Here is a 22,666-nt window from a genome sequence, read left to right as displayed (position 1 = left end):
GACCTCAGAGTTTCGAGAGTGACCACTGCCCGTAGTCCGCGGCCAGAACGTTGTTGACGTCGATACCGATGCCGTCGATCTCACCCCCGGACACCTGGTGCAGGTGTGCGGATCCGTGGACGAACCCCTTGGGCGTTCCCCAATTGTGCTGCCAGTAGAAGGCCCCGAGGCCGACGGCAGACGCCCACTCGATGGTCGGCGAATTCGCATATACGCCGGTGTTCGAAGGTCCGACCACTTCCTGCCATGCCAGCAGATACGGGACGATCTGGGTGGTGAACTGCACGAAGGTCGGATTGTCGTCGATCGAGACATAGATCGGCCGATCGTCGGGTCCCCCCGCCGCGCGATGCAGTTCGAGTCCGCGTCGCGCGTGTTTCAACCCGGCCTGGTAGCCACCGAGCCAGTCTGAGGTCTCGCCCTTTCCGAACTGGTAGTTCGACACCACTTCGAGGCCGCTGCCGGTGAGCGCGTCGGCCTCGCTTTCGGTGAGCGGCTTGCCCAACATCCATTCCGCTCCCGGTCGGCGGTCGGAGACGTAGCGGATCGCACCGATGTGCCCAGCGGAACGGATCGAGGACGGGGACGGTACACCGGCGGAGTAGTCGACGATGGTGCCGAGCACCTCGCGCCCCTGGGCGATCCCCGGCGCGGCGAGCGCGGAGGCAACCACAGCTCCTGATCCGATCGCCGTATACCGCAGCAGTTCCCGACGGGTGAGTGTCATGCGCGCCTCGCTTCGCAGGTGGGGCAGATGCCACCCGGTATTGCACCACAGCACCACCGGTCACACCTGTCGCATCGACGAAGGTGACCGATTCGTCCGGATCAGGGTTCGGTGGTCAGTGCCCCGCGAGCTCCGCAAAGAACGCCGGCACCAGGGCGACGTCCTGGACGGTCCGCACCGTGGTGCGCACACCCAGTCCGTGTTCCTGGAGCAGATCACACAGGCCTTCTCCGTCGACCAGGTCGATCGGAGGAGCTCCGTGCCGGTGCGCCTCCGCCCGGGCGTCGTCGGTGAACTCACCGGTTGATACGAGCAACCCCTTCTCGCCCCGGCCGACCATCGCGGCGCGGAACTCACGCACGACATCGGCAGCCACCCGCTCGCGGCCGCGGACGAAGCGGAAAAACACCGAGAAACTGAGCAGCGACACCCGCAACACTCCGGTGCCCTCGACGACGTCGGCGTCGGTGCTCTCGTCCGGGTCGAGGGTCGTCAGCGTCGTGAACCCGGCCGCGCGAAGCACTGCCGTGACCAACCGCTCGAATCCGTCGTCGGGCAGATCGGCGACGGCACCCAGAACCGGTTCGCGCCACAGTTCCGGATCCTCGGGGGCGGCGACGAGAGGCACGACCTGAGCACCCGACGAGGTGCGCACCATCCGTTTGCGCCGCTTCTCGGCGGTGTAGGCGATCTGCATGGGCCTGATCTCGGATTCCCGCACCGCACGCCCCTGATCGGTAGCGCTCCACACCCCGCGACGTGCGTTGGCGAGCAGCCCCATGCCCTTGAGGTAGGTGCGCGCCCAGGCCACGCGGTATTCGATCTCGGTCCCCGGACCGTCGCCGTGCAGCACGGCACGCGCTGCCGCCGGCAGTCCGACGCGTTCCGATACTGCGGAGTCGATCTCGTCGATCGCGCCGGATCCGCCGAGTCCGATCACCGCCTGCAGGGTCGGCCACAGCAGATCGGTGTAGGGCGGGAGCGCGCTCTCGTCGCCGGCTGCACTCGCTGCATTTCCGACGGGGTTTCCGACAACGTTTCGGCGCTGCACACCTTCCCCATTCGTTGCGGCCTTGCCCAGTACCGCCGGTCGCTCCTACAGGTCGGGAAACACCCTATCGGATCGACGGTGTCCGTTTCGGCGCGGGCACCTGCCGCGCGCCCTACGATGGAAGCCGTGCTTCCCACGAGGTCTGCGGGCCGGCCGTGAATCGCCCCGCACCGGTCGATATGGCCCACAACCCCTACCTGAGCGGGGTGTTCGCCCCGCAACGCAACGAAGTGGACGTGGCGAACCTCCCGGTATCCGGTGAGCTGCCACCGGATCTGTACGGTAGCTATCTGCGGAACGGGCCGAACCCGAGGTTCGATCCGATCGGCACCTACGTCTATCCGCTCGACGGCGACGCAATGGTGCACCGCGTCGAAATCAGCGACGGCACAGTGCGGTACACCAACAGGTTCGTCCGCACTCCCAACGTGGTCGCGGAGGAGAAAGCCGGGCGGGCGCTGTGGGCCGGGATCACCGACCCGTACTTCCCGCCCGCAGACGAGGTGGGCCCGGACCTCGCGAACACCATGCGCGAACTCCCCGACATCAACGTGATCCGGCACGGCGGCAAATTGTTCGCACTCGCAGAGGGCGCGCCGCCGTACACACTCGGCTCCGAGCTCGAAACACTCGCCCGCGACACCTTCGACGGTGGCCTGCCCGTCGGTCTGACCGCCCACCCGAAGGTCGACCCGAACACCGGCGAGATGGTGGCGTTCTGCTACATGTTCGAAGCGCCCTATCTCACCTGGTCGGTGATCGACGCCGAGGGCACGGTCATACGCCCACCGACGCCCGTCGCCGGGGCCGACCGACCTCTGATGATCCACGACATGGCACTGACGTCGCGCTACATCGTGCTCATCCTCTCCCCATGTGTGTTCCAGATGGAGCGGATCTTCTCCGGTGCTTCGCCACTGACCTGGCTGCCGGACCTCGGCACCCGAATCGCGCTCATCCCCCGCGACGGCAGCCCGGTGCGCTGGCACACGACCGACACGTTCTGGGTCTGGCACACGGCCAACGCCTTCGACATGCCGAACGGCGATGTCACACTCGACTACGTCGAATGGCGGTATCCGGGCGGAATCATCGAGTCGAACGAGCCGAACCCCGGTTCACTCACACGCGCGGTGATCTCCGACTCCGGGGTCACCCGGACGCCGTTCGTCGAACGCACCATCGAGTTCCCCCGCGTCGACGACCGCCTCCTGACCGGCGAGCACCGGACGGTGGCGACGGTCGGCAAGACCGGAGAGCGCCACATCCCGCCCGGCGACGCGGACGCACTGTGCTGGTTCGACGTGGTCGCCGGCACCGATACGACGTGGGACGCGGGCAACTACTCCGTCGGCGAACCCGCATACCTGTCGAGCTCGTCCGGAGGACCGGGTTACTGGGGCACGATCGCCACCGACCGCACCGATATGACCAGTCGTTTCCTGATCTTCCCGGCCGAGGATCCCGCAACCGGTCCGGTGGCGCAGGTACAGCTACCGATCCGGGTGCCCTCGGGGCTGCACGGAGCGTGGCTACCCGAGATCTCCTAATGTGAGCATGTGGGTTTCACACGCGCCGAGCTCGAGTCCTTCCGCGATACCGTCGTCCCCGACTTGATCGGCGACGGCTGCCGTCTGCTGTTCGTCGGCATCAATCCCGGACTGTGGACAGCCGCGACCGGAGCCCATTTCGCGCGACCGGGCAACCGCTTCTACCCTGCTTTGCTGCGGGCCGGCATCCTCACCCGCGCCGTCGACCCCACATCCGGCCTCGGCGAAGCCGATACCGCGCACCTGCTCGAGCGCGGTATCGGCATCACCAATCTGGCACCCCGCGCAACGGCGCGCGCGGACGAACTCACCACCGACGAATTGCGTGCCGGCCCTGAGCGATTGGGAGAGGTGGTCACGCGATGGCATCCCCGCGTCGTCGCGGTTGCGGGAATCACCGCGTACCGCGCAGCCTTCGGGCGACGCAAAGCCGTTTCCGGCGCGCAGGAGGAGACGATCGTCGGCGTTCCGCTGTGGGTGGTCCCCAATCCGAGCGGCCTCAATGCGCACGACACCGTCGACTCCCTGGCCGAGGCGTATGCAGCGCCCGCTCGGGCGGCAGGCATCCTCGCGCAGTGATCAGGCGCGCCCGGTCACCTTCGCTAGGTATTCGGTCGCGCGGTAACCGTCTGCCGTCCCCTCGACGAGGACGGCGACACCGTCGGAGTTCTCCGTGCGGAGCGGGAGGATCTCCTGATACCCGGGTGAGTCGTACCACCGGCGGGCTCGCTCGATGTCGGGGAATTCGATGACGATCACATTCCCGGGGAACGGTCCTTCCATGACCTCGGGGTCTACGCCGTGGACGAGGAATCGGCCGCCGTAAGGAACGAGGGTGTCGTCGATCTTCTCGATGTATCGGATGATGTCCGCTCCGAAGTCGACGGAACGAAGGTGTGCGATTGCGTATGCGCTCATGCCGTCGACTCTGCGCCTTCGGGTGCGATAGTTCGATTACCCGTGAGGTAATGGCGACACTTCCCTCGCACCTCTAATGTCGGACGCATGACGACGCTGCAGTCAGAACCGGCCGGCGCGATGCTCCGACACTGGAGAGAACGTCGAGGACTCAGCCAACTCACGCTCGCGAGTCGTGCGGGCATCTCTGCGCGGCACGTGAGTTTCGTCGAAACCGGCCGGTCACACCCGTCCCGCGACATGCTGTTGAAGATCTGTGAGGAGCTGGAAATACCCCTGCGCGAGCAGAATTCGATCCTGATAGCCGCGGGCCTGGCACCCGCCTACCCCGAGCATCGACTCGGCGACGTACCCATGTCCGCGGTGTCCGACGCCATCACGCGAATCCTGCGGTCACACCAGCCGTTTCCCGCGCTGGTCGTGGATCGGCACTGGACGATGATCGACGCCAACGACGCCATCGGAGCGCTCGTGGAGGGCTGCTCACCGGAGTTGCTCGAACCACCGGTGAATGTGCTGCGCCTGTCGTTGCATCCGAACGGCCTGGCCCCGCGGATCACGAATCTGGGGCAGTGGCGCTCACACGTGCTGGTCCGGCTCCGTCATCAGATCGGCGCTACCGCCGACCCCGTTCTCCTGCGCCTGTACGACGAACTGTCCGGCTATCCGTGCGACGACCCGGACGAGCCGGCGGATTCTCATTCGCTCGTAGTTCCCTTGCGGATACGCACCGACGACGGCGAGCTGTCATTCTTGAGCACCACCACCCTGTTCGGGACGCCGCTCGACGTGACGGTCTCCGAACTCGCGATCGAAGCGTTCTATCCGGCCGACGACGCGACCGCCGCCGCTCTGCACGGCTGAGCGCGTAGCGCGAACCCTGTTCTCACCGGTCCACACGGGCGTACGGTTCGAGATGAAGCTGTTCGAACTGATCCGGAGGCGACCGATCATGAGCACTGCGAAGTGGTGGGTGATCGACGGGCGGAAAGATGGATACGCCGTCGAAGAACGCTCAACCGGGGACATCGTGGTCACGAACAAGTCCTCGTCCGAAGAGCACGTGCTCCACGGGTATGTGTGGAAGCACTCGCCGGTGTTCGGCATCCAGATCCAGAGCGAGGGACCGCCACCGTACGGGCACTGGGTCGAGAACCCGGACGACTGACCTCGCCCGGGTAGATCGTCAGGGCAGAGTCCGTAACCGACGGTGTTCGCCGGTCACGGTGTCGATGAGTGCTGCACGGACCACGGTGGCTTCGAGAGGCAGCACGTCGTAGACGGCGGCGGTCAACCGCGGAAGTTCGTCGCGCCGGGTCCTCGGGCTCAGCGAACAGTGCGGCGTCCACGACCGCGGCCGATAGTGGCGGTGCAGTTCGGCGCCTATGCCCTCCACCGCACGCACCACGCGTTCCTGCCGGACGAGCAGATCCGCGGTCGGCGCCGGGATCAGAGATGCCCGGCCCCTGCGGAACAGGCCCACGGCATCGAGCCTCAGTGGGATCGGGTCGGCCTCGGGTAGCGCGTCGAGCACGGCGAGGACTCGGTCCGTGTCGTAGGTCCGCAGCACCGCATACGACAGATGCGGCACGTGCCTGCAGTGAGTGTGCGTGAGCAGCGTCGGGATGCCGGCGTCCTCGAGCCTGCCCCACAGTGTCCGCACCGCCCGGTCGGCACGGGAGTCGAAGAGGAGGCAGACGGCGAGTGCCATCAGCCGAGGCGTTCGGCTCGCGCGCGCAGGTACCGCTGCTGGGGAACGCTTGTGGCTTGCCGGGCCGCCTCGTCGTACTCCTCACGCGCAGTCGCATCGTCGCCTGTCATCTCGAGGAGATGCGCCCGCACCGCGTGGAATCGTCGATCGTCCGACACACGATCGTCGGCAACGAGTCGCGCGAGAAGATCCAGACCCACCGAGGGACCGCGAGCCATCGCGACGGCGACGGCGTGATTGAGCGCAACGATCGGGTTGTCGGACATGCGCAGCAGGATTTCGTAGAGCCTCACGATCTGCGACCAGTCGGTCTCGTCCGCGCGCGGAGCGCGAGCGTGCAACGCCGCGATCGCAGCCTGCACTTGATACGGCCCGGCGTCTCCACGTCGGAGCGCCTCCGTCACCAGTGCGGTTCCCTCCTCGATGGCGTCGCGGTCCCATAGCGAACGGTCCTGTTCCGCCAGCGGGATCAGTGTTCCCTCGGCACCGACCCGAGCTTTACGCCTCGCGTCGGTCAGAAGCATCAGTGCGAGTAGACCCGCGGTTTCCGCATCGGACGGCAGCAGGTGACGGACGATGCGGGTGAGCCGGATCGCTTCGGAGGACAGGTCGAGGCGGACGAGGTGCGGGCCGGCAGTCGCGGAGTAGCCCTCGGTGAAGACCAGATACAGCACGTGGAGGACGGCAGCCAGCCGGTCGGCGCGCTCCTCGGGTACGGGCATACGGAACGGCTCGCCGCTGGTCTCGATGCATTTCTTGGCTCGGGTGATCCGTCTGGTCATGGTGTCTTCGGAGACCAGGAACGCCCGCGCAATCTCACGTGTGGTCAAGCCCCCGACAGCACGCAGCGCCAGCGCGATCCGGGACGCCGGTGTCAGCGACGGGTGACAGCACAGAAACAGCAGAACGAGCGTGTCGTCCACCTGTGGATGTACGTCGGCGCCGGGTGCGTGCCGGCCGTCGGACGGGACCCACTGGGCTACCTCCTCCTCGCGACGTCGCCTCGCCTGCTCACTGCGCAACAGATCGGTCAAGCGTCGTGACGCGACGGTGACGAGCCAGGCCCGCGGGTCGTCGGGAGTACCTGAGCGCGGCCACTGTGTGGCGGCCGCCAGCAGCGCTTCCTGCACCGCGTCCTCGGCGAGATCGAAGTGCCCGAACCGTCGCACGACCGCACCGAGGATCTGCGGCGCCGACGAGCGCAGCAGGTCCTCGATCACGGCGTCGCGCATCTCTACAGTTCAGGCCCCGGAGGTGGGCCTTCGTCGATGGGACGGACGTCGGCGTACGCGGTGTCCACGACGTGCGGCGGGGCAGGACATTCACCGAGCCGCATCGCAATCTCAGTGGCTCGGTCGAAGCTGTCGCACTCGACGATCCAGTACCCGGCGAGCACTTCCTCGGTCTCGGCGTAGGGGCCGTCGGTCACGAGTGCGCCCGGTCCGATACGTCGCGTGTGGATGGGCGCCGCCAGACCTCGTGTCTCCACGAGTTCGCCGGATTCTTCGAGTTCCGCGTTGAGTGTCGTCATGAACTCGACCATCGCCGCGAAGTCGTCCTGCGACCACGCGGGAGTGTCGGTGTCCTTACCTGCCATGCCGTCGTATTCCTGCTGGGTGGCATAGCTCTGGATCATGAATTTCATGGCCGTTCCTCCTCCGTGGCACCCGGATGGGTGCTGCATCGGATACGTCGGAGCCGGCGGGCGGGTCCGGACATCCCACGGAGAATTATCGGCGCACGGAGAGAACTTCGTGGCCGATCAGGACACGGACACGTGCCACACCAGTGCAGCCGCGAGCGCCCCGGCGCCGTTGAGCGACCAGTGCAACGCGATCGGTGCGAGGATGCTGCCGCTGCGCCGGCGGAGCCAGGTGAACACGAACCCTGCCGCTGCGGTCGCGATCACGGCGCCGGCGATCCCAGCGAGTTGCGCCCAGATTCCGGCGCCGAGGAAGGCGCTCAGTCCCGCGTTGCCCGCGGTCAGCCCGAACGACGACGCAATGTGCCACAGCCCGAACAACAGCGACCCGACCGCGAAGACACCTCGGGCTCCCCACACACGTTCGAGGGTGCCATGCAGGACACCGCGAAACGCGAGTTCCTCGGGGATGACGGTTTGCAACGGGATGATGATCATCGACGCGACCAGTGCGCCGGACACGGTCGCGTACCGTTCGGACAGGAAGAACTGCCTGGTGAACGGCAATGCGATCCCAATGGCGACCACAGCGAGGACCAGTCCGATCGCGCCCACCGAGTAGAGCGTGCCGCGCTTCCACTGCCGCGGTGACAGTCCGAGTTCGTTCCAGTGCATGCCGCGCTGCCGCATGATCGCGACGAGCACACCTGCGGCAATGGGCACCGTGGCGATCGACGCCCATACCGTGGTGAAGTGCGCGACGAGGTTCGTGGCGACGAGTACTGCAACGACGACGGAGACGTCGACCCACGCATGGAACTGCGGAATCCGTCGGACGAGCGGGACGATCCGTTCGGCTTCGACGGTCACGCGCGAACCCCCTCGGCCAGGTGTACTTCAGGGGAACGGGTGGTGCCGTGCGGGTTGCTCGAAAACATCTCCTTCAGTGTACGGAACCGACGTCTCCACTCCCGTGATGCACGTCACGATTCGAGAGCCCGAGGGATGCGTCACACGCCCCGTTGTCAAGGCCTTGCGTTGACGCGACTAATCTGTTTAGCGAACCTCAGCCTCTTCTCAGGAGAAACAATGGCCGACTTCCTCTACGAGGACCTCCTGCCGATCGGGGAAGACCCCACCGAATATCGGCTGCTGACCAGCGAGGGGGTGTCCACCGTCGAAGGGCCTGACGGACGCACCTTCCTGAAGGTCGAACCCGAGGCGATGCGGCTGCTCACCGAGACCGCGCTTCACGACATCTCGCATTACCTGCGCACGGATCACCTGAAGCAGCTCGCAAGCATCCTCGACGATCCCGAGGCGTCGAACAACGACAAGTTCGTTGCCCTCGACCTCCTGAAGAACGCGAACATCGCCGCAGCGGGTGTACTGCCGATGTGCCAGGACACCGGCACCGCCATCGTCATGGGCAAGCGCGGACAACACGTCCTGACGCCCGGCGACGACGAAGAATCGATCGCGCGCGGCGTGTACGACGCATACACGCGGTTGAACCTCCGCTACTCACAGAACGCTCCCCTCACCATGTGGGAGGAGAAGAACACGGGCAACAACCTCCCCGCGCAGATCGAGCTGTACGCCGACACCGCGAAGGGCCACGAGAACTCCTACAAGTTCCTGTTCATGGCCAAGGGCGGCGGGTCGGCCAACAAGTCCTACTTGTACCAGGAGACCAAGGCGATCCTGAACCCGGACTCGATGATGCAGTTCCTCGAGGCCAAGATCCGGTCGCTCGGCACTGCGGCCTGCCCGCCCTACCACCTCGCGATCGTCGTCGGCGGCACGTCCGCCGAGTTCGCACTCAAGACGGCGAAGTACGCATCGGCGCACTATCTCGACGAGCTCCCCACCGAGGGCGCGATCACCGGCCGCGGCTTCCGCGACCACGAGCTCGAGAAGCGGGTCTTCGAACTCACCCAGAAGATAGGCATCGGCGCGCAGTTCGGCGGTAAGTACTTCTGCCACGATGTCCGCGTCGTCCGCCTCCCCCGCCACGGCGCGTCGCTGCCCGTCGCCATCGCGGTGTCCTGCTCCGCCGACCGTCAGGCCAAGGCGAAGATCACCCCCGAGGGAGTCTTCCTCGAACAGCTCGAGTTCAACCCCGGCCAGTTCCTGCCCGAGGTCACCGACAGCCAGCTCGACGCCGAGACCTCCGGCGTCTCGGGCACCGGTAATGGCGCGGCGGTCAAGATCGATCTGACCAAGCCGATGCCGGAGATCCTCGCGGAGCTGTCCAAGCACCCGGTCAAGACGCGCCTGTCGCTGACCGGCCCGCTCGTCGTGGCCCGCGACATCGCCCACGCCAAGATCAAGGAGCGCCTCGACGCCGGCGAGGAGATGCCGCAGTACCTCAAGGATCACCCGGTGTACTACGCCGGCCCGGCCAAGACCCCCGAGGGTCTGGCGTCCGGATCGTTCGGCCCCACCACCGCCGGTCGCATGGACTCGTACGTCGAGCAGTTCCAGGCGGCGGGCGGTTCGATGGTGATGCTCGCGAAGGGCAACCGTTCGAAGCAGGTCACCGACGCGTGCAACACCCACGGCGGCTTCTACCTCGGCTCGATCGGCGGACCCGCCGCGCGTCTCGCGCTCGACTGCATCAAGAACGTCGAGGTCGTCGAGTACGAAGAGCTCGGAATGGAAGCCGTGTGGAAGATCGACGTCGAGGACTTCCCGGCATTCATCGTCGTGGACGACAAGGGCAACGACTTCTTCGCCCACACCGGCGAGGTCACCCTCACGGTGGGTAAGCGACCCGGTCTCTAGACACCCAGCGCATCCGAACGCGAGGAGCGGTCCAGCAGTGAATGTGCCGGACCGCTTCGTCGTCCGGCCGGTTACTCGCCGGGCGCCGCACCCGCCGGCTGCTGGATGGTCGCGTTGATCCGGTTCCACACGTTGATCGTCGCGATCTGCATGATCAGCGCGGCAAGTTGCTTCTCGTCGTAGTGGTCGGCGGCGGCATCCCACACCTCGTCGGACACCGCCTCCGACCGATCCGCGATCCGGGTGGCGGCTTCGGTGAGTGCCAGCGCGGCGCGTTCCGCGGCGCTGAAGCGAAGCGACTCGCGCCACGCCGAAACCGCGAACAGCCGCTCCACGGATTCCCCGGCCTCCACCGCCTCTTTCGTGTGCATCTCCACGCAGAAGCTGCAGCCGTTGATCTGACTCGCCCTCAGATGCACCAGATGCACGGTGCTGTCCGGTAGCCCGGTGTCCTCCAGCGTCTTCGACAGCGCCTGCAGTGCGTCGAGCGTACCCGGGAGTACGAATGCGGGATGGTTCATTCGTGCCTTCATATCTACTCTCTCCTGTCACATCGGATTCGGTCCGTTCGTCATCCTTATGACGGAGCGCGACGAGAGAATGTGACAACCATGAGCGACGACATCCTGGCCGAGCAGTTCGAGACCCACCGCGAGCATCTGCGCGCAGTGGGTTTCCGGATGCTCGGGTCCACAGCGGAATCCGATGACGCGGTGCAGGAGACATGGCTGAAGTTGAGCCGCTCCGACGCCGACGCCGTCGAGAACCTCGGCGGGTGGCTGACCACGGTGATGAGTCGCGTGTGCCTCGACATGCTGCGGTCGCGCAAGGCGCGCCGCGAGATCATCCTGGACGAGCCCGCAGAACCGGCTTCACGGGACAACAGCTCACCAGCTCCGGAAGACGAAGCAGTACTTGCCGATTCGATCGGGATCGCAATGATGGTCGTCCTCGAGGCTCTGAACCCCGCCGAACGCCTCACCTTCGTACTGCACGACATGTTCGGGATGCCGTTCGACGAGATCGCCCCGATCGTGGGCCGCTCCCCCGCCGCGACGCGGCAACTCGCCAGCCGCGCCCGACGCCGGGTCCGAGGTACATCCGCCGATCATTCGGAGAGCAGGAACCCACGTCGGGTGGTCGACGCGTTCCTCGTCGCCGCACGCGAAGGAAGGTTCGACGACCTGCTCGAGGTTCTCGATCCGAACGTGACACTCCGCGCCGACACAGTGGCCGTGGAGGGGGCGGAGATCGGTGCGGCTTTCGGAGGCCCGAAGATCGTTGCCGAGCTCGACGGTGCTGTCGCGGTGGCAGATGCGTTCCGGGGTCGAGCGCGCGGCGCCGCACCTGCCACGATCGACGGCCGGGCGGGTGCGGCGTGGGCGCCGAGCGGGGCACTGCGCACGGTGTTCCGATTCTCCGTGATCGACGGGCGGATCGTCGCCCTCGATGTCGTGGGCGATCCGGAGTCGATCGGAACGCTCGACGTCGTTCTACTCTGATCACCCCGGTTTCTCAGGCGACCCCTTCCCGCGATTGAATTCGCTTCCCGCTACAGCAATTACCCGCGCGGGAAGCTGGGAAGGTCGCGGGAACGAGCGCCCGTCAGGCCGCGCAGGAGTGCGTGCGGGACAGAACAGCCGGCGACTGCGCGACGACACTCTGCAGGAAGTCTGCGACGACAGTCGGTGCGGGTTCCTCACCCGGAGCGAGGATCTCGCACAGCCGGCGATAGGTGTCGACGCTCAGCGCGGGCGCCACGCGGAAGTGCGTGGTCATCGCCAGCGTGAATCCGATTCCGTGCCTACGGGAGCTCACCAGCAACTCGGGTCCGTGTTCGCACTCGGTCAAACAGATTTCGAATTCGGCACCGGCGGCGTCGTGTTCGAAGGACGCGGACGCTACGTTGCTTCGGAGCATCTGACGATGGAGCGGCCGCAGTCCGCCGAGCACCAGCGGCGGAAGTGTCACGGTGCGGGAACGGTCGGCGGTGAACATGCGAATCTCTCCTTGCGCTTCTCCGGCCATCGTACTCCGACCGGGCTTTTTCTGGAATCAATCCAATAACTGGAACTATTCCAGAAAAAGGTGTTTGTCGCAATCACACGACCCGAGGCATGCGTCACGTCGACGTCGGACGTTGGCGGATGGTCCAAATACCGCGCCCGGCCCGAGCGCCGACTCTGTATTCGGTGTTGCTGCGCGAGACTCCCCCGCGCCGACATGATGGACACACCGACGAGCACCGCGAGGGGAGGTTCCGTGCACTATTCGATCACCGACTTCGACGCGCTGCCCGAGGATGCAGCCACAGCAGTACTGCTCGAGTGCTGCTCCAGCCCATCCTGGGCACACACAGTCGCTGCCACCCGACCCTACGAATCACGATCGGCGCTGATCGTCGCAGCGAAAACCGCTCTCGAACAGCTCACCGGTGCCGCCCTCGACGACGCGCTCGCGGGTCACCCGCGGATCGGTGAACGCGCAGACAACGCTGAATCACGACGCGAGCAGGCCGCCGTGGCGACCTCCGATGCCCATCTCCTCGAGCGGATCGCCGCAGGCAACCGCGCGTACGAAGCGAAGTTCGGGCACGTCTACCTCGTTCGCGCCGCCGGACGCTCGGCGGCCGAACTGCTCGAGATTCTCGAACGTCGACTCGACAACGAGCCGGACGCCGAGCAGCACGAGGTCCGCTCCGCCCTCACCGACATCACCTGCCTGCGCCTCGAACGGTTGATCGTCGACACATCGGAAGGCACCGAATGAACACGCTCAGCACCCACGTCCTCGACGCCACCGCCGGCGCACCCGCGACCGGACTCGAGGTCACGCTCACCGACTCCGACGGAGCGGTGCTCGGCGCCGGTGTCACCGACGACGACGGCCGGATCACTTCGGTGACCGAATCTCCCCTCCCCACGGGGACGTACACCCTCACCTTCGCGACCGGCGACTGGTTCGCCGTCCGCGCCGTCGAGAACTTCTATCCGGAAGTGAGCATCACTTTCCGTATCCCGGACGGGCAGAGCCACTTCCATGTGCCGCTGCTCCTGTCACCGTTTTCGTACTCCACCTACCGCGGGAGCTGAGCATGACCGAACTGACCGGCAAGATCGTCCTGGGCCCGCACCGCTACGGCAAGGCCGAGAATCGCGTGGTGCGCATCGTGCGCGACACCCCCCGCCACGAGATCCGCGACCTCAACGTGTCGTCCTGCTTGCGAGGCGATTTCGATGCGGCACACCTCGATGGCGATCAGGCCACAGTGCTGCCCACCGATTCCCAGAAGCAGACCATCTACGCCTACGCCAAGGAGAAGGGCGTCACCTTCATCGAGGACTACGGCCTCGCCCTCGCACGACACTTCGTCGACGACGTCGACCCGGTCGAGGCCGCGCGCATCGAGATCGAGGAATACACGTGGGAGCGCGTCGTCGTCGATGGTGCCGGACACAATCACACGTGGACCCGCAAGGGATCCGAGGTGCGCACCGCCGCGATCACCGTGCAGGGCTCCGGCGCGGACCGCAAGGAATGGGTGATCGGCGGACTGAAGGATCTCATCGTTCTCAAGTCCACGGGTTCGGAGTTCGCGGGCTTCCTCACCGACCCCTACACCGTTCTCGAACCGACACACGACCGTGTCATGGCAACGAGTCTCGTGGCACAGTGGCGCTTCACGACCTCCTATGCCGACTGGGACGTCACCTACGACGGGATTAGAGCGACGATGCTCGAGGTGTTCGCGACGTTGCAGTCGAGGGCTTTGCAGCAGACCCTCTTCGAGATGGGTCGTACGGTACTCGAGAAGTACCCGTTCATCGCCGAGATCCGGCTGTCGGCACCGAACAAGCACCACCTCGTCTACGACCTCGCGCGATTCGGAGTCGAGAACAACAACGAGGTCTTCCACGCCGACGACCGGCCGTACGGCCTGATCCAGGCGAGCGTGCTGCGCGAGGACGCACCCGATGCCGGAATCGCGTGGGAGCCCTACACGGGCGCCGTGTGACAGTCGCCCCGTGAACGGAGCGCGAAGTAGACGTCGAGGCGATCGCCGGTACGGCCGAGATCACGTCCGGTGAGCGCCTCGACCCTGCCGATGCGGTACCGCACGGTGTTCAGGTGCACATGCAGCCGATCGGCGGCTCGCCGCCACGATCCGTCGCACTCCAGGAAGACCTCGAGGGTCTCGAGCAGCCTGGCGTCGGTGCAACGGTCGTGTTCGATGACCTCACCGAGGATCCGGTCTGCATAGGAGCGAAGCAGGTCGGCGGGCAACGTCGACATCAGGCCGAGAGCCGAATCGAGTTCGGAGCGGCGCACCGAGACCGTGTCAGGGAGGTTGCGGGCCGCAGCAGCCGCCGCAGTTGCAGCCCGGACTCCGCCGTCGACGTTGTCCCCGGTGCAGCGGTCACTTACCCCGACGAACACGCGGTCGTGCCGCAGTGCGGGCGTCAACCGGCCCAGGCGCCGCCGCAGCAGCGCAGCGATGGTCTCCTCCGTGCCACCGGTGAGCGCGACCACGCGCCCCGACGTGTCCACCGAGGTGACGCACGGCCCCAGCACGTCCTCGACCAGCGCGCGAAGCATGTCCGTAGGGATGTGGCCCTCGGACTCGGCGACCACAGCAACCCGTTCCCCCACCGGTACGGCAAGAGCCGAATGCTCGGCGATCTCCCACGCTGCCCGACGTCGCTCGTCGCGGCGCACCCTGTCGAACGCGACCACCGTCGCGAGCTCACCGAATGCCTCGACGCACTCGGACCCGACCTCCGTGCGCACGTCCCGGTTCCGGATCACCAGAAACCAGGAGTCGAGCCGGTCCACAAGACCCCGGCCCACCGGCAGGATCGTGAACCCGTCGGGTGTCGCGGCCGGAAACCGTGAGGCGGTCAGCGCAGTCGCGGTGATGCCGTCGAGGACGGCGTCGTCGGGCAATGGGGTGGACGTCACCGTCACTCCCGTCGCGGTGATCAGCCACGTCTGCACCCCGAACTGCTGCGCGAGTCTATCGAGTAACTCCTCGACGGGACGGCCGTCGGCGACTGCAGAGAGCCACTGCCGTTGCCGCGCGAGTCCCGTCTGCAGACGGTCCATGCGTGCCCCGGCCATCCGGCCGGTCATGTGTTCGATCACCCGACTGAACGGCACATGGTCGGGCACCGCTAGCAGCGGCAACCGATGCCGAACGCACGCATCGACGACATCGTCGGGCACCCCGCCGTGCAGGGCTTCACCCGCGGCCATCGCCGCGACGCCCGCCGCGACCAGACGTTTGACGAACAGGTCGGTGTCCTCCGCCGAACGACGCCACACCAGACCCGTGAACACCAGCGATTCGGCCGTCACATAGCGCGTGGGATCGGGCATGTCGGTCGTGCACGCCCTCAGAACCGGCCGCGCGAGCGCATCGGTGTCGCCGTGGAGCACCCGAATTCCCAGGTCCGGGACGTTGACCACATCGTGAAGAAGCATGCTGTTCACCTCCCGTTGATCGTCTTGGATGATCGAACAGTAGGAGCGCAAGATTTCCGGAGCGTTTCGTGTGTGCTGCCGGAGAGGTTTCGGCCTCGGGCGGCGTTGACTGGAGGCTCCGACGAGTTTCGAGGAGTCACGATGCATCCGAACCCCACCGAACCGCAGCGTGTGATCCGCGGTGCGCACATCGTGACGATGGACTCCTCACGGGCCGAATACCGCACCGGATACGTCGTGATCGAAGGCAACCGCATCGTCGCGGTGGGCGAGGGCGAGCCGGTCGGTTACGACGATGCGCAGATTATCGACGGCACCGGGTGCGTGCTCACTCCCGGCCTGATCAACACCCACCACCACCTGTACCAATGGATCACCCGCGGGCTCGCGGTCGACCACACGCTGTTCGAATGGCTCACCACGCTCTACCCGATCTGGGGTGGCATCGACGCCGATGCCGTGTACGTCGGAGCGAAAGGCGCGCTGGCGCACCTCGTCCGCACCGGGTGCACCACGAGTACCGACCACCACTACGTCGTGCCGCGCGACGGTGGCGACGTGTTCGGCGCCGAGATCACCGCGGCAGCCGAGGTCGGCATCCGATTCCACCCGTGCCGCGGCTCGATGGATCTCGGAGAGAGCGCCGGCGGTCTCCCGCCGGATCACATCGTGGAGAAACTCGACGCCATTCTCGAGGGCAGCCGCGAGGCCGTCGACACCTGGCACGATCCGTCGTTCGATTCGATGCTGCGGATCGCTCTCGCACCGTGCTCACCATTCTCGGTCACCGGCGATCTGCTGAGCGAGTCGGCGCTGCTCGCGCGCGATCTCGGGGTCCGGCTGCACACCCATCTCGCCGAGACCCTCGACGAGGAGGACTTCTGCCTCGAGAAGTTCGGGTGCCGGCCGGTGCAGTACATGGAGTCGTTGGGCTGGACCGGCTCGGACGTCTGGTACGCACACGCGGTACATCTCGACGACCACGACATCGGTGTGCTGGCCGCGTCGGGTACCGGCGCCGCGCACTGCCCCACGTCCAACGCGCGTCTCGGTGCCGGCATCGCGCGCGCCGCAGATCTCTATGCAGCGGGTGTTCCGCTCGGACTCGGCGTCGACGGTGCCGCAAGCAACGAGTCGTGCTGCATGCTCGAAGAAGCCCACCACGCAGCATTGTTCGCCCGTGCCCGCAGCGGCCCGCGAGCCATGACAGTGCGGCAGAGCCTCGAGCTGGCCACCCTCGGCGGTGCACAGGTGCTCGGCCGTGAGAACGAGATCGGGTCGATCGAGGTCGGCAAGCTCGCCGACCTGGCGTTGTGGCGCATCGACGGTCTGGCCCATTCGGGAATCACCGACCCGGTCGCGGCGCTCGTCCTCGGTAGTCGGCCGCCGCTCGAACTGTTACTCGTCAACGGTCGCGATGTGGTGCGCCGCAACGAAGTGTGCACCGTCGACGAAGAGGTCGTCGCCCGGCAGGTCGCCGACGAACACGTCAAGCTCGTCGCGAAAGCGGGGTGAGTGCCGTGGATCTCCACACGATCACCGCGTACGACCTGGCTCACGAACGAGGCGACCTCGCCATCGGGCCCGGTGAGGCGTTCGTCGCCGGGGGGACGTGGATGTTCTCCGAACCCCAGCTGCATCTGCACAGGCTGGTCGATCTGACCGGACTCGACTGGCCCGCAGTGACGCTCACCGCCGACCACCTCGAGATCGCAGCCACGTGCACGGTCGAACGCCTGTCGGTCCTCTCGACCACCGAGCGGTGGCGGGCCGCGCCGCTGTTCCGGCAGTGCGCGCAGGCATTGCTCGCGTCGTGGAAGATCTGGAAGCGGGCCACGGTCGGTGGCAACATCTGCCTGTCTTTCCCGGCGGGTGCGATGATCTCGCTCGCGGCGGCGCTCGACGCCACCGCGGTGGTCTGGACCTCGGATGGACGCGAAAACTTCTATCCGATCACCGAGTTCGTCACCGGATCCGCGACCAACGTGCTCGCCCCCGGCGATGTGCTGCGCAGCATCCGCGTCCCGCTCTCCGCGCTCGAAGCCCCCACTGCGTTCCGAAAGATCGCTCTGTCGCCGCTGGGCCGCTCGGGTGCGATCGTCATCGGACGCCGCGACACGAACGGCGGGGTTGCGCTGTCGGTGACCGCCTCGACCGTGCGGCCGTACGTCCTGAAATTTCACGAACTCCCGTCCGAGCCGGACATGTCGGAGGCGCTTGCTCGCTTCGTCCCGGCCGATGCCTACCACTCCGACTCGCACGGAACTGCCGACTGGAGACAGGCCGTCACCGCTGTACTCGCCGAAGAGGTCCGTATCGAACTGTCGAACAGGGAGTACCCGGCGTGAAATTCACCGTCAACGGCACCGAACTCGACACCGAGCCTCGTCCCGGCCAATGCCTGCGCACACTGCTGCGGGAAAATACGCATTTCGAGGTCAAGAAGGGCTGCGACGCCGGCGACTGCGGCGCATGTTCCGTCCTCGTCGACGGCGAGCCCGTCCATTCCTGCATCTATCCCGCGGCACGTGCGGACGGGCACGACGTGACGACCGTGTCGGGTCTGGGCACCCTCGACCACCTGCATCCGATGCAGCAGAAGTTCGTCGACGCCGCCGGTTTCCAGTGTGGGTTCTGCACCGCCGGTATGATCGTGACCGCATCCACGTTCACCGACGACGACCTCGATGACCTGCCGAACCGGCTGAAAGGCAACCTGTGTCGCTGCACGGGTTATCGTTCGATCGACGACGCGTTGCGCGGTACCCGGAACACCGAACAGGTCGTCGAGGGGGCGTCGTGCGGCCGGTCGCAGCGTGCGCCCGCCGCGGCCCGAGTCGTCACCGGAGTCGAGCGCTACACCCTCGATACGCAGATCGAAGGCCTGCTGCACATCGCCGTGCTCGGCAGCCCGTATCCGCATGCCCGCATCCTCTCGGTCGACGCGGCCGCGGCCGAGGCGCTTACCGGCGTGCACGCGGTGCTGTATCACCGCGATGCTCCCGCGACCGCGTACTCGACAGCGCGGCACGAACTGCGCGACGACGACCCCGACGACACCTATCTGTTCGACCGGATCGTGCGGTTCCGCGGACAGCGGGTCGCTGCGGTCGTCGCGGAGAGCACCACCGTCGCGCAGCGGGCGATCGGGCTGATCCGGGTCGACTACGAGGAACTGCCGTTCGTCCTCGACCCCGACATTGCACGTGGTCCGGGGGCGCCGCTGCTCCACGCCGACAAGGGACCCGAGTCGCGCATCGCCGATCCCGGCCGCAACCTCGTCGCCGAACTCCACGGTGAGACCGGGGACGTGGACACGGCAGTCGCAGCTGCGGAGGTCGTGGTGCAGGGTCGGTGGGATACCCATCGTGTGCAACACACACATCTCGAGACACACGGCGCTATCGGATACCTCGATGACGACGGACGGCTCGTCATCCGCAGTTCGACACAGGTCCCGTTTCTCGTCCGCGACGAACTGTGCCACATCTTCGGGCTCGCCCGGGACCGGGTCCGGGTGTTCGCGACCCGGGTCGGCGGCGGATTCGGAGCCAAGCAGGAGATGCTCGTCGAAGACGTCGTCGCCGCTGCGGTGTTGCGCACCGGCCGTCCCGTGCAATTCGAGTTCACCCGGACCGATCAGCTCACAATCGCACCGTGCCGGCACCCCATGCGCGTCGGCGTCACCCTCGCTGCGGGATCCGACGGAATCCTCACTGCCCTCGCAATCGACGTCCTGTCCGACGCCGGTGCCTACGGCAACCACTCGGCCGGCGTGATGTTCCACGGCTGCACCGAATCCATTGCGGTGTACCGATCCCCGAACAAGCGGGTCGACGCCCACGCCGTGTACACGAACAACCGCCCCTCCGGAGCGTTCCGCGGCTACGGGCTCGGGCAGGTGATCTTCGCGGTCGAGTCGGCGATGGACGAACTCGCTGTGAAGCTCGGCGTGGACCCCTACGAACTCCGGCGCCGGAACATCGTCGTCCCGGGCGATCCGCTCGTCGCGGCCCACCCGGAGGGCGCCGACCTGATGTACGGCAGCTACGGGCTGGATCAGTGCCTCGACCTCACCGAGCGCGCGATGTCGAGGAGCGGTGGCGCGCCCGCGCCCGTGGGCGACCACTGGCGGATCGGCGACGGGATGGCTCTCGCGATGATCGCGACCAACCCACCCAACGGGCACATCGCCGACACGTCGATCGAACTGCTCCCCGACGGGCGGTTCGTCGCTCACGTCGGGACCGCGGAATTCGGTAACGGCACCACCACCGTGCATACGCAGATCGCGGCCACCGAACTCGGTACCGTCCCCGACCGCGTCGAGATCCGGCAATCCGACACCGACGTCACGACGCACGACACCGGCGCGTTCGGTTCCGCGGGTACCGTCGTTGCAGCGAAATCCCTGCTGGCGGCGGCACGGGAATTGCATCACCGCATGGCGAAGGCCGCAGCCGAACTCACCGGCACCGACCCGGACGCTGCCGAACTCACCCCGGACGGCGTGCGGTGCGGCGACACGCTCGTCACGCCGGCCGAGTTGCTCGACGCATCGGGCGGCCGTCTGCGTGGCGAAGGCCGCCACGGCGGCCTTCCTCGCTCGTTGTGTTTCAACGTCCAGGCCTTCCGGGTCGCGGTGGATGTCCGCACCGGTGAGGTTCGCATCCTCCGCTCCATCCAGTCCGCCGACGCCGGCACCGTTCTCAATCCGGAACAGTGCCGTGGGCAGATCGAAGGCGGAGTCGCGCAGGCGATCGGTGTCTCGATGTTCGAGGAGCTGATCACCGACGAGCACGGGCGGGTGACGACGGACGTGCTGCGGAACTATCACATCCCGCAATACGCCGACCTTCCCCGCACCGAGGTGTACTTCGCCGACACATTCGACGAACTCGGCCCGATGGGAGCGAAGTCTATGAGCGAGGCTCCGTTCAATCCGATCTCGCCCGCGCTGGCCAACGCCGTCCGCAACGCAATCGGTGTGCGTCCGCACGAGCTTCCGCTCTCCCGCGACCGCGTGTGGCGACTGCTGCAGAATGCCACACAGTCGTAACTCAACGTTGACACAGTCCGGACGAATCGCACCGATTCACGTGTAACATAATTTCCTGCAACGGTATTCGAACCGATGCAGTCCGCCCGCGCGATTGTCTGTCAGGACTCCGCCGGTGAACGATCCGGAGCTCCCCTCCGGAGGAGGATTTTCCGGAGACGGGTGTGAGGGCCGTCCCAGACGACCACCCCGCGTCTCCGGAGGACCACATGACCTGTTCGGCAATGCTCCCACCCACCCTCGAGTTGGTGGGACGCTTCGACCCCGACGTCATGAACACATTCATTGCTGCACGAGCGGAACAACTTCAGGTGCACGCAACCGTCCTGTCCGCGACGGAACATCGAATCGCGCTCCACACGCGCGGCGACCCCGACCTCGTGGGCGCCCTCGAAGCTGCTTGCGCACTTGCACCAGGCGACAACGTCGTCTTCGAGTGCACAGCCCCTCAGTCCACATCGCCCGAGAGAAAGGTAGCGCCGTGACCCCGTGGGTTCCCGTTGCTCTCACCCGCGATATCGAACCCGGCTCCGCAACCGGCACCGCGGTGAACGGTGCACCCGTGACACTGTGGCGCGGCGCCGACGGCGCGCTGCACGCGTGGGCGGATCGATGCCCGCACCGGGGAATGCGCCTCAGCCTCGGATTCGTCCGCGGAGACAGACTCGTATGCCTCTATCATGGTTGGCAATTCGACGGAGAGGGCGCGTGCCGGCACGTGCCGGCCCACCCGAAGATGACCCCGCCGAGTACCGTGTCGCCCGTCTGTTATCGGGCTGTCGAGCACAGCGGAATCGCTTGGGTGTCGACGGCCGACTCCAGCGACACCGCCCTCCCCGAACGTCCCGCCCTCGAGGCCGCAACGGAACCGATCCGGTCGGTGTGGATCACCGCCGGAACCGGTCGCGTGATCGACCGGCTCCGCTCGGAGGTGGACGATCTCGTCCTCGACAGGCACGTCGCCGCGGGGCGGATCGACGGCGTGGAGATCCGCGCCGGCATCCAGGAGATCGACGAGACCACGACGGCAGTGCATGTCGTCGCAGTCGGGAACCCTCCTGTCGAGACCGTGTCCCGTCTGGTACGTCGCCTGCATGATATTCGAGACTTTGTGACCGCGACGGCCGAGGCGGTGCAGTTATGACATACCCCGTGTTGCACGACTTCCCACTCGATCCAAGGTGCTACTCGGTGCGCCTCGCGCTGTCGCTAATGGAGTTGGAGCACACCACCGTGCCTGTCGACGTGCTCCCGGGCGCGAAGCATCTCGAAGGTCGATACCGCGAACTCACTCCGACCGGTGTCCTGCCGGTACTCGAAACCGGGGAACAGGTGCTTGTCGGTATGGAGACGATCCTCGAGCACGTCGTCGCCGGCACCGTGTGGACGCCACCCGACGATCGGTGGCTGCGGTTCGCATCCGAACCACTCGAGCAGGTGTATTCCTGTCGCGAAAGGTCACTGTTCACCACAGGTCCCATCGACGATAACGCTGCCCGGACGGTGCTCCAGGAGGTCGACGACCACCTCGCCGTCTCGCGTCCTGACGGCGACTGGCTCACCGGAGACCGGCCCACTGCGGCCGACCTGGCCGTCTACCCGGCTGCCGCGCTGAGCCGGGACATCGGCATCGATCACGACGCATACCCTGCACTCCGCCGCTGGATGCGCCTCATCAAGCAACTCCCCGGGTTCGTCGAAATGCCCGGCATTCCCGTCTTCCCCTGACTTCCCACGGAA

25 protein-coding genes are annotated in these 22,666 nt (G+C 66.4%); 15 read left to right on the top strand and 10 right to left on the bottom strand.

The window, feature by feature from the left end:
- Window positions 1–4: 4 nt before the first annotated feature.
- Window positions 5–727 (bottom strand): DUF1906 domain-containing protein, encoded by a 723-nt coding sequence (locus tag EV641_RS09140; RefSeq protein ID WP_132471560.1) that lies wholly within the window; start codon window positions 725–727, stop codon window positions 5–7.
- A 115-nt stretch (window positions 728–842) separates the two neighbouring features.
- A complete protein-coding gene (locus EV641_RS09135; RefSeq protein ID WP_054715360.1) occupies window positions 843–1,778 on the bottom strand; it encodes a winged helix-turn-helix domain-containing protein in 936 nt (311 codons plus the stop codon).
- 155 nt (window positions 1,779–1,933) lie between these two features.
- Between EV641_RS09135 and EV641_RS09130 the strand changes: the two genes are divergently transcribed.
- Entirely contained in the window at window positions 1,934–3,328 is a 1,395-nt protein-coding gene (locus tag EV641_RS09130) for a carotenoid oxygenase family protein (RefSeq protein WP_132471559.1), read from the top strand.
- 9 nt (window positions 3,329–3,337) lie between these two features.
- A complete protein-coding gene (locus EV641_RS09125) occupies window positions 3,338–3,907 on the top strand; it encodes a mismatch-specific DNA-glycosylase (RefSeq protein WP_132471558.1) in 570 nt (189 codons plus the stop codon).
- Here EV641_RS09125 and EV641_RS09120 read toward each other — a convergent pair whose 3' ends face one another.
- Window positions 3,908–4,246, bottom strand: coding sequence for a DUF1330 domain-containing protein (locus EV641_RS09120; RefSeq protein WP_132471557.1), 339 nt, complete (start codon window positions 4,244–4,246; stop codon window positions 3,908–3,910). It abuts the gene before it with no gap.
- Between the two features lie 87 nt (window positions 4,247–4,333).
- On the opposite strand from EV641_RS09120, the gene EV641_RS09115 reads away from it, so the two are divergent.
- Both EV641_RS09115 and EV641_RS09110 read left to right on the top strand, forming a co-directional pair.
- Window positions 4,334–5,110 (top strand): helix-turn-helix transcriptional regulator, encoded by a 777-nt coding sequence (locus tag EV641_RS09115; protein ID WP_132471556.1) that lies wholly within the window; start codon window positions 4,334–4,336, stop codon window positions 5,108–5,110.
- 88 nt (window positions 5,111–5,198) lie between these two features.
- A complete protein-coding gene (locus tag EV641_RS09110; protein WP_054715336.1) occupies window positions 5,199–5,414 on the top strand; it encodes a hypothetical protein in 216 nt (71 codons plus the stop codon).
- Between the two features lie 18 nt (window positions 5,415–5,432).
- On the opposite strand, the gene EV641_RS09105 is transcribed toward EV641_RS09110, so the two are convergent.
- The 4 genes from EV641_RS09105 to EV641_RS09090 all read right to left on the bottom strand — a co-directional run bounded on the left by EV641_RS09105 (window position 5,433) and on the right by EV641_RS09090 (window position 8,469).
- The gene (locus tag EV641_RS09105) at window positions 5,433–5,957 is read right to left on the bottom strand and encodes a 2'-5' RNA ligase family protein (RefSeq protein WP_054715330.1); all 525 of its coding nucleotides are present in this window, start codon (window positions 5,955–5,957) and stop codon (window positions 5,433–5,435) included.
- Complete coding sequence (locus EV641_RS09100; RefSeq protein WP_132471555.1) at window positions 5,957–7,189, bottom strand: sigma-70 family RNA polymerase sigma factor; 1,233 nt, start codon at window positions 7,187–7,189, stop codon at window positions 5,957–5,959. Before EV641_RS09100 ends, EV641_RS09105 begins: the two co-directional genes overlap by 1 nt.
- A gap of 2 nt (window positions 7,190–7,191) precedes the next feature.
- Window positions 7,192–7,602 carry a YciI family protein gene (locus EV641_RS09095; protein ID WP_054715327.1) on the bottom strand — a complete coding sequence of 137 codons (411 nt, stop codon included), beginning with the start codon at window positions 7,600–7,602 and terminating at the stop codon, window positions 7,192–7,194.
- A 117-nt stretch (window positions 7,603–7,719) separates the two neighbouring features.
- Window positions 7,720–8,469, bottom strand: a complete 750-nt coding sequence (locus tag EV641_RS09090) for a CPBP family intramembrane glutamic endopeptidase (protein ID WP_132471554.1) — start codon at window positions 8,467–8,469, stop codon at window positions 7,720–7,722.
- Window positions 8,470–8,688: 219 nt separating this feature from the next.
- Here EV641_RS09090 and EV641_RS09085 point away from each other — a divergent pair, with 219 nt between their 5' ends.
- Complete coding sequence (locus EV641_RS09085; protein ID WP_054719339.1) at window positions 8,689–10,386, top strand: fumarate hydratase; 1,698 nt, start codon at window positions 8,689–8,691, stop codon at window positions 10,384–10,386.
- A gap of 71 nt (window positions 10,387–10,457) precedes the next feature.
- On the opposite strand, the gene EV641_RS09080 is transcribed toward EV641_RS09085, so the two are convergent.
- Window positions 10,458–10,919, bottom strand: coding sequence for a carboxymuconolactone decarboxylase family protein (locus EV641_RS09080; RefSeq protein WP_054719337.1), 462 nt, complete (start codon window positions 10,917–10,919; stop codon window positions 10,458–10,460).
- 78 nt (window positions 10,920–10,997) lie between these two features.
- Between EV641_RS09080 and EV641_RS09075 the strand changes: the two genes are divergently transcribed.
- Complete coding sequence (locus EV641_RS09075) at window positions 10,998–11,888, top strand: sigma-70 family RNA polymerase sigma factor (RefSeq protein WP_132471553.1); 891 nt, start codon at window positions 10,998–11,000, stop codon at window positions 11,886–11,888.
- Between the two features lie 103 nt (window positions 11,889–11,991).
- On the opposite strand, the gene EV641_RS09070 is transcribed toward EV641_RS09075, so the two are convergent.
- On the bottom strand, window positions 11,992–12,384 hold the full coding sequence (locus tag EV641_RS09070) for a hypothetical protein (RefSeq protein WP_054719840.1): 393 nt from the start codon (window positions 12,382–12,384) through the stop codon (window positions 11,992–11,994).
- 264 nt (window positions 12,385–12,648) lie between these two features.
- Here EV641_RS09070 and uraD point away from each other — a divergent pair, with 264 nt between their 5' ends.
- Genes uraD through pucL form a run of 3 tightly spaced genes read left to right on the top strand, consistent with a single transcriptional unit; the run spans window position 12,649 to window position 14,401 of the window.
- Entirely contained in the window at window positions 12,649–13,155 is a 507-nt protein-coding gene (gene uraD, locus EV641_RS09065) for a 2-oxo-4-hydroxy-4-carboxy-5-ureidoimidazoline decarboxylase (protein ID WP_241996988.1), read from the top strand.
- Window positions 13,152–13,478 carry a hydroxyisourate hydrolase gene (gene uraH, locus EV641_RS09060; RefSeq protein WP_054719836.1) on the top strand — a complete coding sequence of 109 codons (327 nt, stop codon included), beginning with the start codon at window positions 13,152–13,154 and terminating at the stop codon, window positions 13,476–13,478. Before uraD ends, uraH begins: the two co-directional genes overlap by 4 nt.
- 2 nt (window positions 13,479–13,480) lie before the next feature.
- On the top strand, window positions 13,481–14,401 hold the full coding sequence (gene pucL, locus EV641_RS09055; protein ID WP_132471552.1) for a factor-independent urate hydroxylase: 921 nt from the start codon (window positions 13,481–13,483) through the stop codon (window positions 14,399–14,401).
- On the opposite strand, the gene EV641_RS09050 is transcribed toward pucL, so the two are convergent.
- Window positions 14,383–15,867 carry a PucR family transcriptional regulator gene (locus tag EV641_RS09050; protein WP_132471551.1) on the bottom strand — a complete coding sequence of 495 codons (1,485 nt, stop codon included), beginning with the start codon at window positions 15,865–15,867 and terminating at the stop codon, window positions 14,383–14,385. The genes pucL and EV641_RS09050 overlap by 19 nt on opposite strands.
- A gap of 141 nt (window positions 15,868–16,008) precedes the next feature.
- Here EV641_RS09050 and EV641_RS09045 point away from each other — a divergent pair, with 141 nt between their 5' ends.
- The 6 genes from EV641_RS09045 to EV641_RS09025 all read left to right on the top strand — a co-directional run bounded on the left by EV641_RS09045 (window position 16,009) and on the right by EV641_RS09025 (window position 22,654).
- The gene (locus EV641_RS09045) at window positions 16,009–17,382 is read left to right on the top strand and encodes an 8-oxoguanine deaminase (protein WP_132471550.1); all 1,374 of its coding nucleotides are present in this window, start codon (window positions 16,009–16,011) and stop codon (window positions 17,380–17,382) included.
- Between the two features lie 5 nt (window positions 17,383–17,387).
- Entirely contained in the window at window positions 17,388–18,215 is an 828-nt protein-coding gene (locus EV641_RS09040) for an FAD binding domain-containing protein (RefSeq protein WP_241996987.1), read from the top strand.
- A complete protein-coding gene (locus tag EV641_RS09035) occupies window positions 18,212–20,926 on the top strand; it encodes a molybdopterin cofactor-binding domain-containing protein (RefSeq protein ID WP_132471548.1) in 2,715 nt (904 codons plus the stop codon). Before EV641_RS09040 ends, EV641_RS09035 begins: the two co-directional genes overlap by 4 nt.
- Before the next feature lie 209 nt (window positions 20,927–21,135).
- Window positions 21,136–21,411, top strand: a complete 276-nt coding sequence (locus EV641_RS29180) for a hypothetical protein (RefSeq protein WP_158289140.1) — start codon at window positions 21,136–21,138, stop codon at window positions 21,409–21,411.
- Window positions 21,408–22,070, top strand: coding sequence for a Rieske (2Fe-2S) protein (locus EV641_RS29430; RefSeq protein WP_054719381.1), 663 nt, complete (start codon window positions 21,408–21,410; stop codon window positions 22,068–22,070). Before EV641_RS29180 ends, EV641_RS29430 begins: the two co-directional genes overlap by 4 nt.
- Entirely contained in the window at window positions 22,067–22,654 is a 588-nt protein-coding gene (locus EV641_RS09025) for a glutathione S-transferase family protein (RefSeq protein WP_132471547.1), read from the top strand. Before EV641_RS29430 ends, EV641_RS09025 begins: the two co-directional genes overlap by 4 nt.
- Window positions 22,655–22,666: the final 12 nt, after the last annotated feature.

The sequence above is a fragment of the Rhodococcus sp. SMB37 genome (genome assembly GCF_004345605.1).
GTDB lineage: Bacteria > Actinomycetota > Actinomycetes > Mycobacteriales > Mycobacteriaceae > Rhodococcus.
The sequence above is the reverse complement of the archived record's forward strand: the minus strand, read 5'-3'. Positions and strand labels throughout refer to the sequence as shown.

Excerpts from the sequence above, each read along its gene's own strand:
- EV641_RS09085 (WP_054719339.1), top strand. The coding sequence starts at position 8,689 with ATGGCCGACTTCCTCTACGAGGACCTCCTGCCGATCGGGGAAGACCCC.
- EV641_RS09140 (WP_132471560.1), bottom strand. The coding sequence starts at position 727 with ATGACACTCACCCGTCGGGAACTGCTGCGGTATACGGCGATCGGATCA.
- EV641_RS09120 (WP_132471557.1), bottom strand. The coding sequence starts at position 4,246 with ATGAGCGCATACGCAATCGCACACCTTCGTTCCGTCGACTTCGGAGCG.
- EV641_RS09080 (WP_054719337.1), bottom strand. The coding sequence starts at position 10,919 with ATGAAGGCACGAATGAACCATCCCGCATTCGTACTCCCGGGTACGCTC.
- EV641_RS29180 (WP_158289140.1), top strand. The coding sequence starts at position 21,136 with ATGACCTGTTCGGCAATGCTCCCACCCACCCTCGAGTTGGTGGGACGC.
- EV641_RS09025 (WP_132471547.1), top strand. The coding sequence starts at position 22,067 with ATGACATACCCCGTGTTGCACGACTTCCCACTCGATCCAAGGTGCTAC.
- pucL (WP_132471552.1), top strand. The coding sequence starts at position 13,481 with ATGACCGAACTGACCGGCAAGATCGTCCTGGGCCCGCACCGCTACGGC.
- EV641_RS09105 (WP_054715330.1), bottom strand. The coding sequence starts at position 5,957 with ATGGCACTCGCCGTCTGCCTCCTCTTCGACTCCCGTGCCGACCGGGCG.
- EV641_RS09115 (WP_132471556.1), top strand. The coding sequence starts at position 4,334 with ATGACGACGCTGCAGTCAGAACCGGCCGGCGCGATGCTCCGACACTGG.
- EV641_RS09095 (WP_054715327.1), bottom strand. The coding sequence starts at position 7,602 with ATGAAATTCATGATCCAGAGCTATGCCACCCAGCAGGAATACGACGGC.
- uraH (WP_054719836.1), top strand. The coding sequence starts at position 13,152 with ATGAACACGCTCAGCACCCACGTCCTCGACGCCACCGCCGGCGCACCC.
- EV641_RS09110 (WP_054715336.1), top strand. The coding sequence starts at position 5,199 with ATGAGCACTGCGAAGTGGTGGGTGATCGACGGGCGGAAAGATGGATAC.
- EV641_RS09050 (WP_132471551.1), bottom strand. The coding sequence starts at position 15,867 with ATGCTTCTTCACGATGTGGTCAACGTCCCGGACCTGGGAATTCGGGTG.
- EV641_RS09075 (WP_132471553.1), top strand. The coding sequence starts at position 10,998 with ATGAGCGACGACATCCTGGCCGAGCAGTTCGAGACCCACCGCGAGCAT.
- EV641_RS09070 (WP_054719840.1), bottom strand. The coding sequence starts at position 12,384 with ATGTTCACCGCCGACCGTTCCCGCACCGTGACACTTCCGCCGCTGGTG.
- EV641_RS09045 (WP_132471550.1), top strand. The coding sequence starts at position 16,009 with ATGCATCCGAACCCCACCGAACCGCAGCGTGTGATCCGCGGTGCGCAC.
- EV641_RS09100 (WP_132471555.1), bottom strand. The coding sequence starts at position 7,189 with ATGCGCGACGCCGTGATCGAGGACCTGCTGCGCTCGTCGGCGCCGCAG.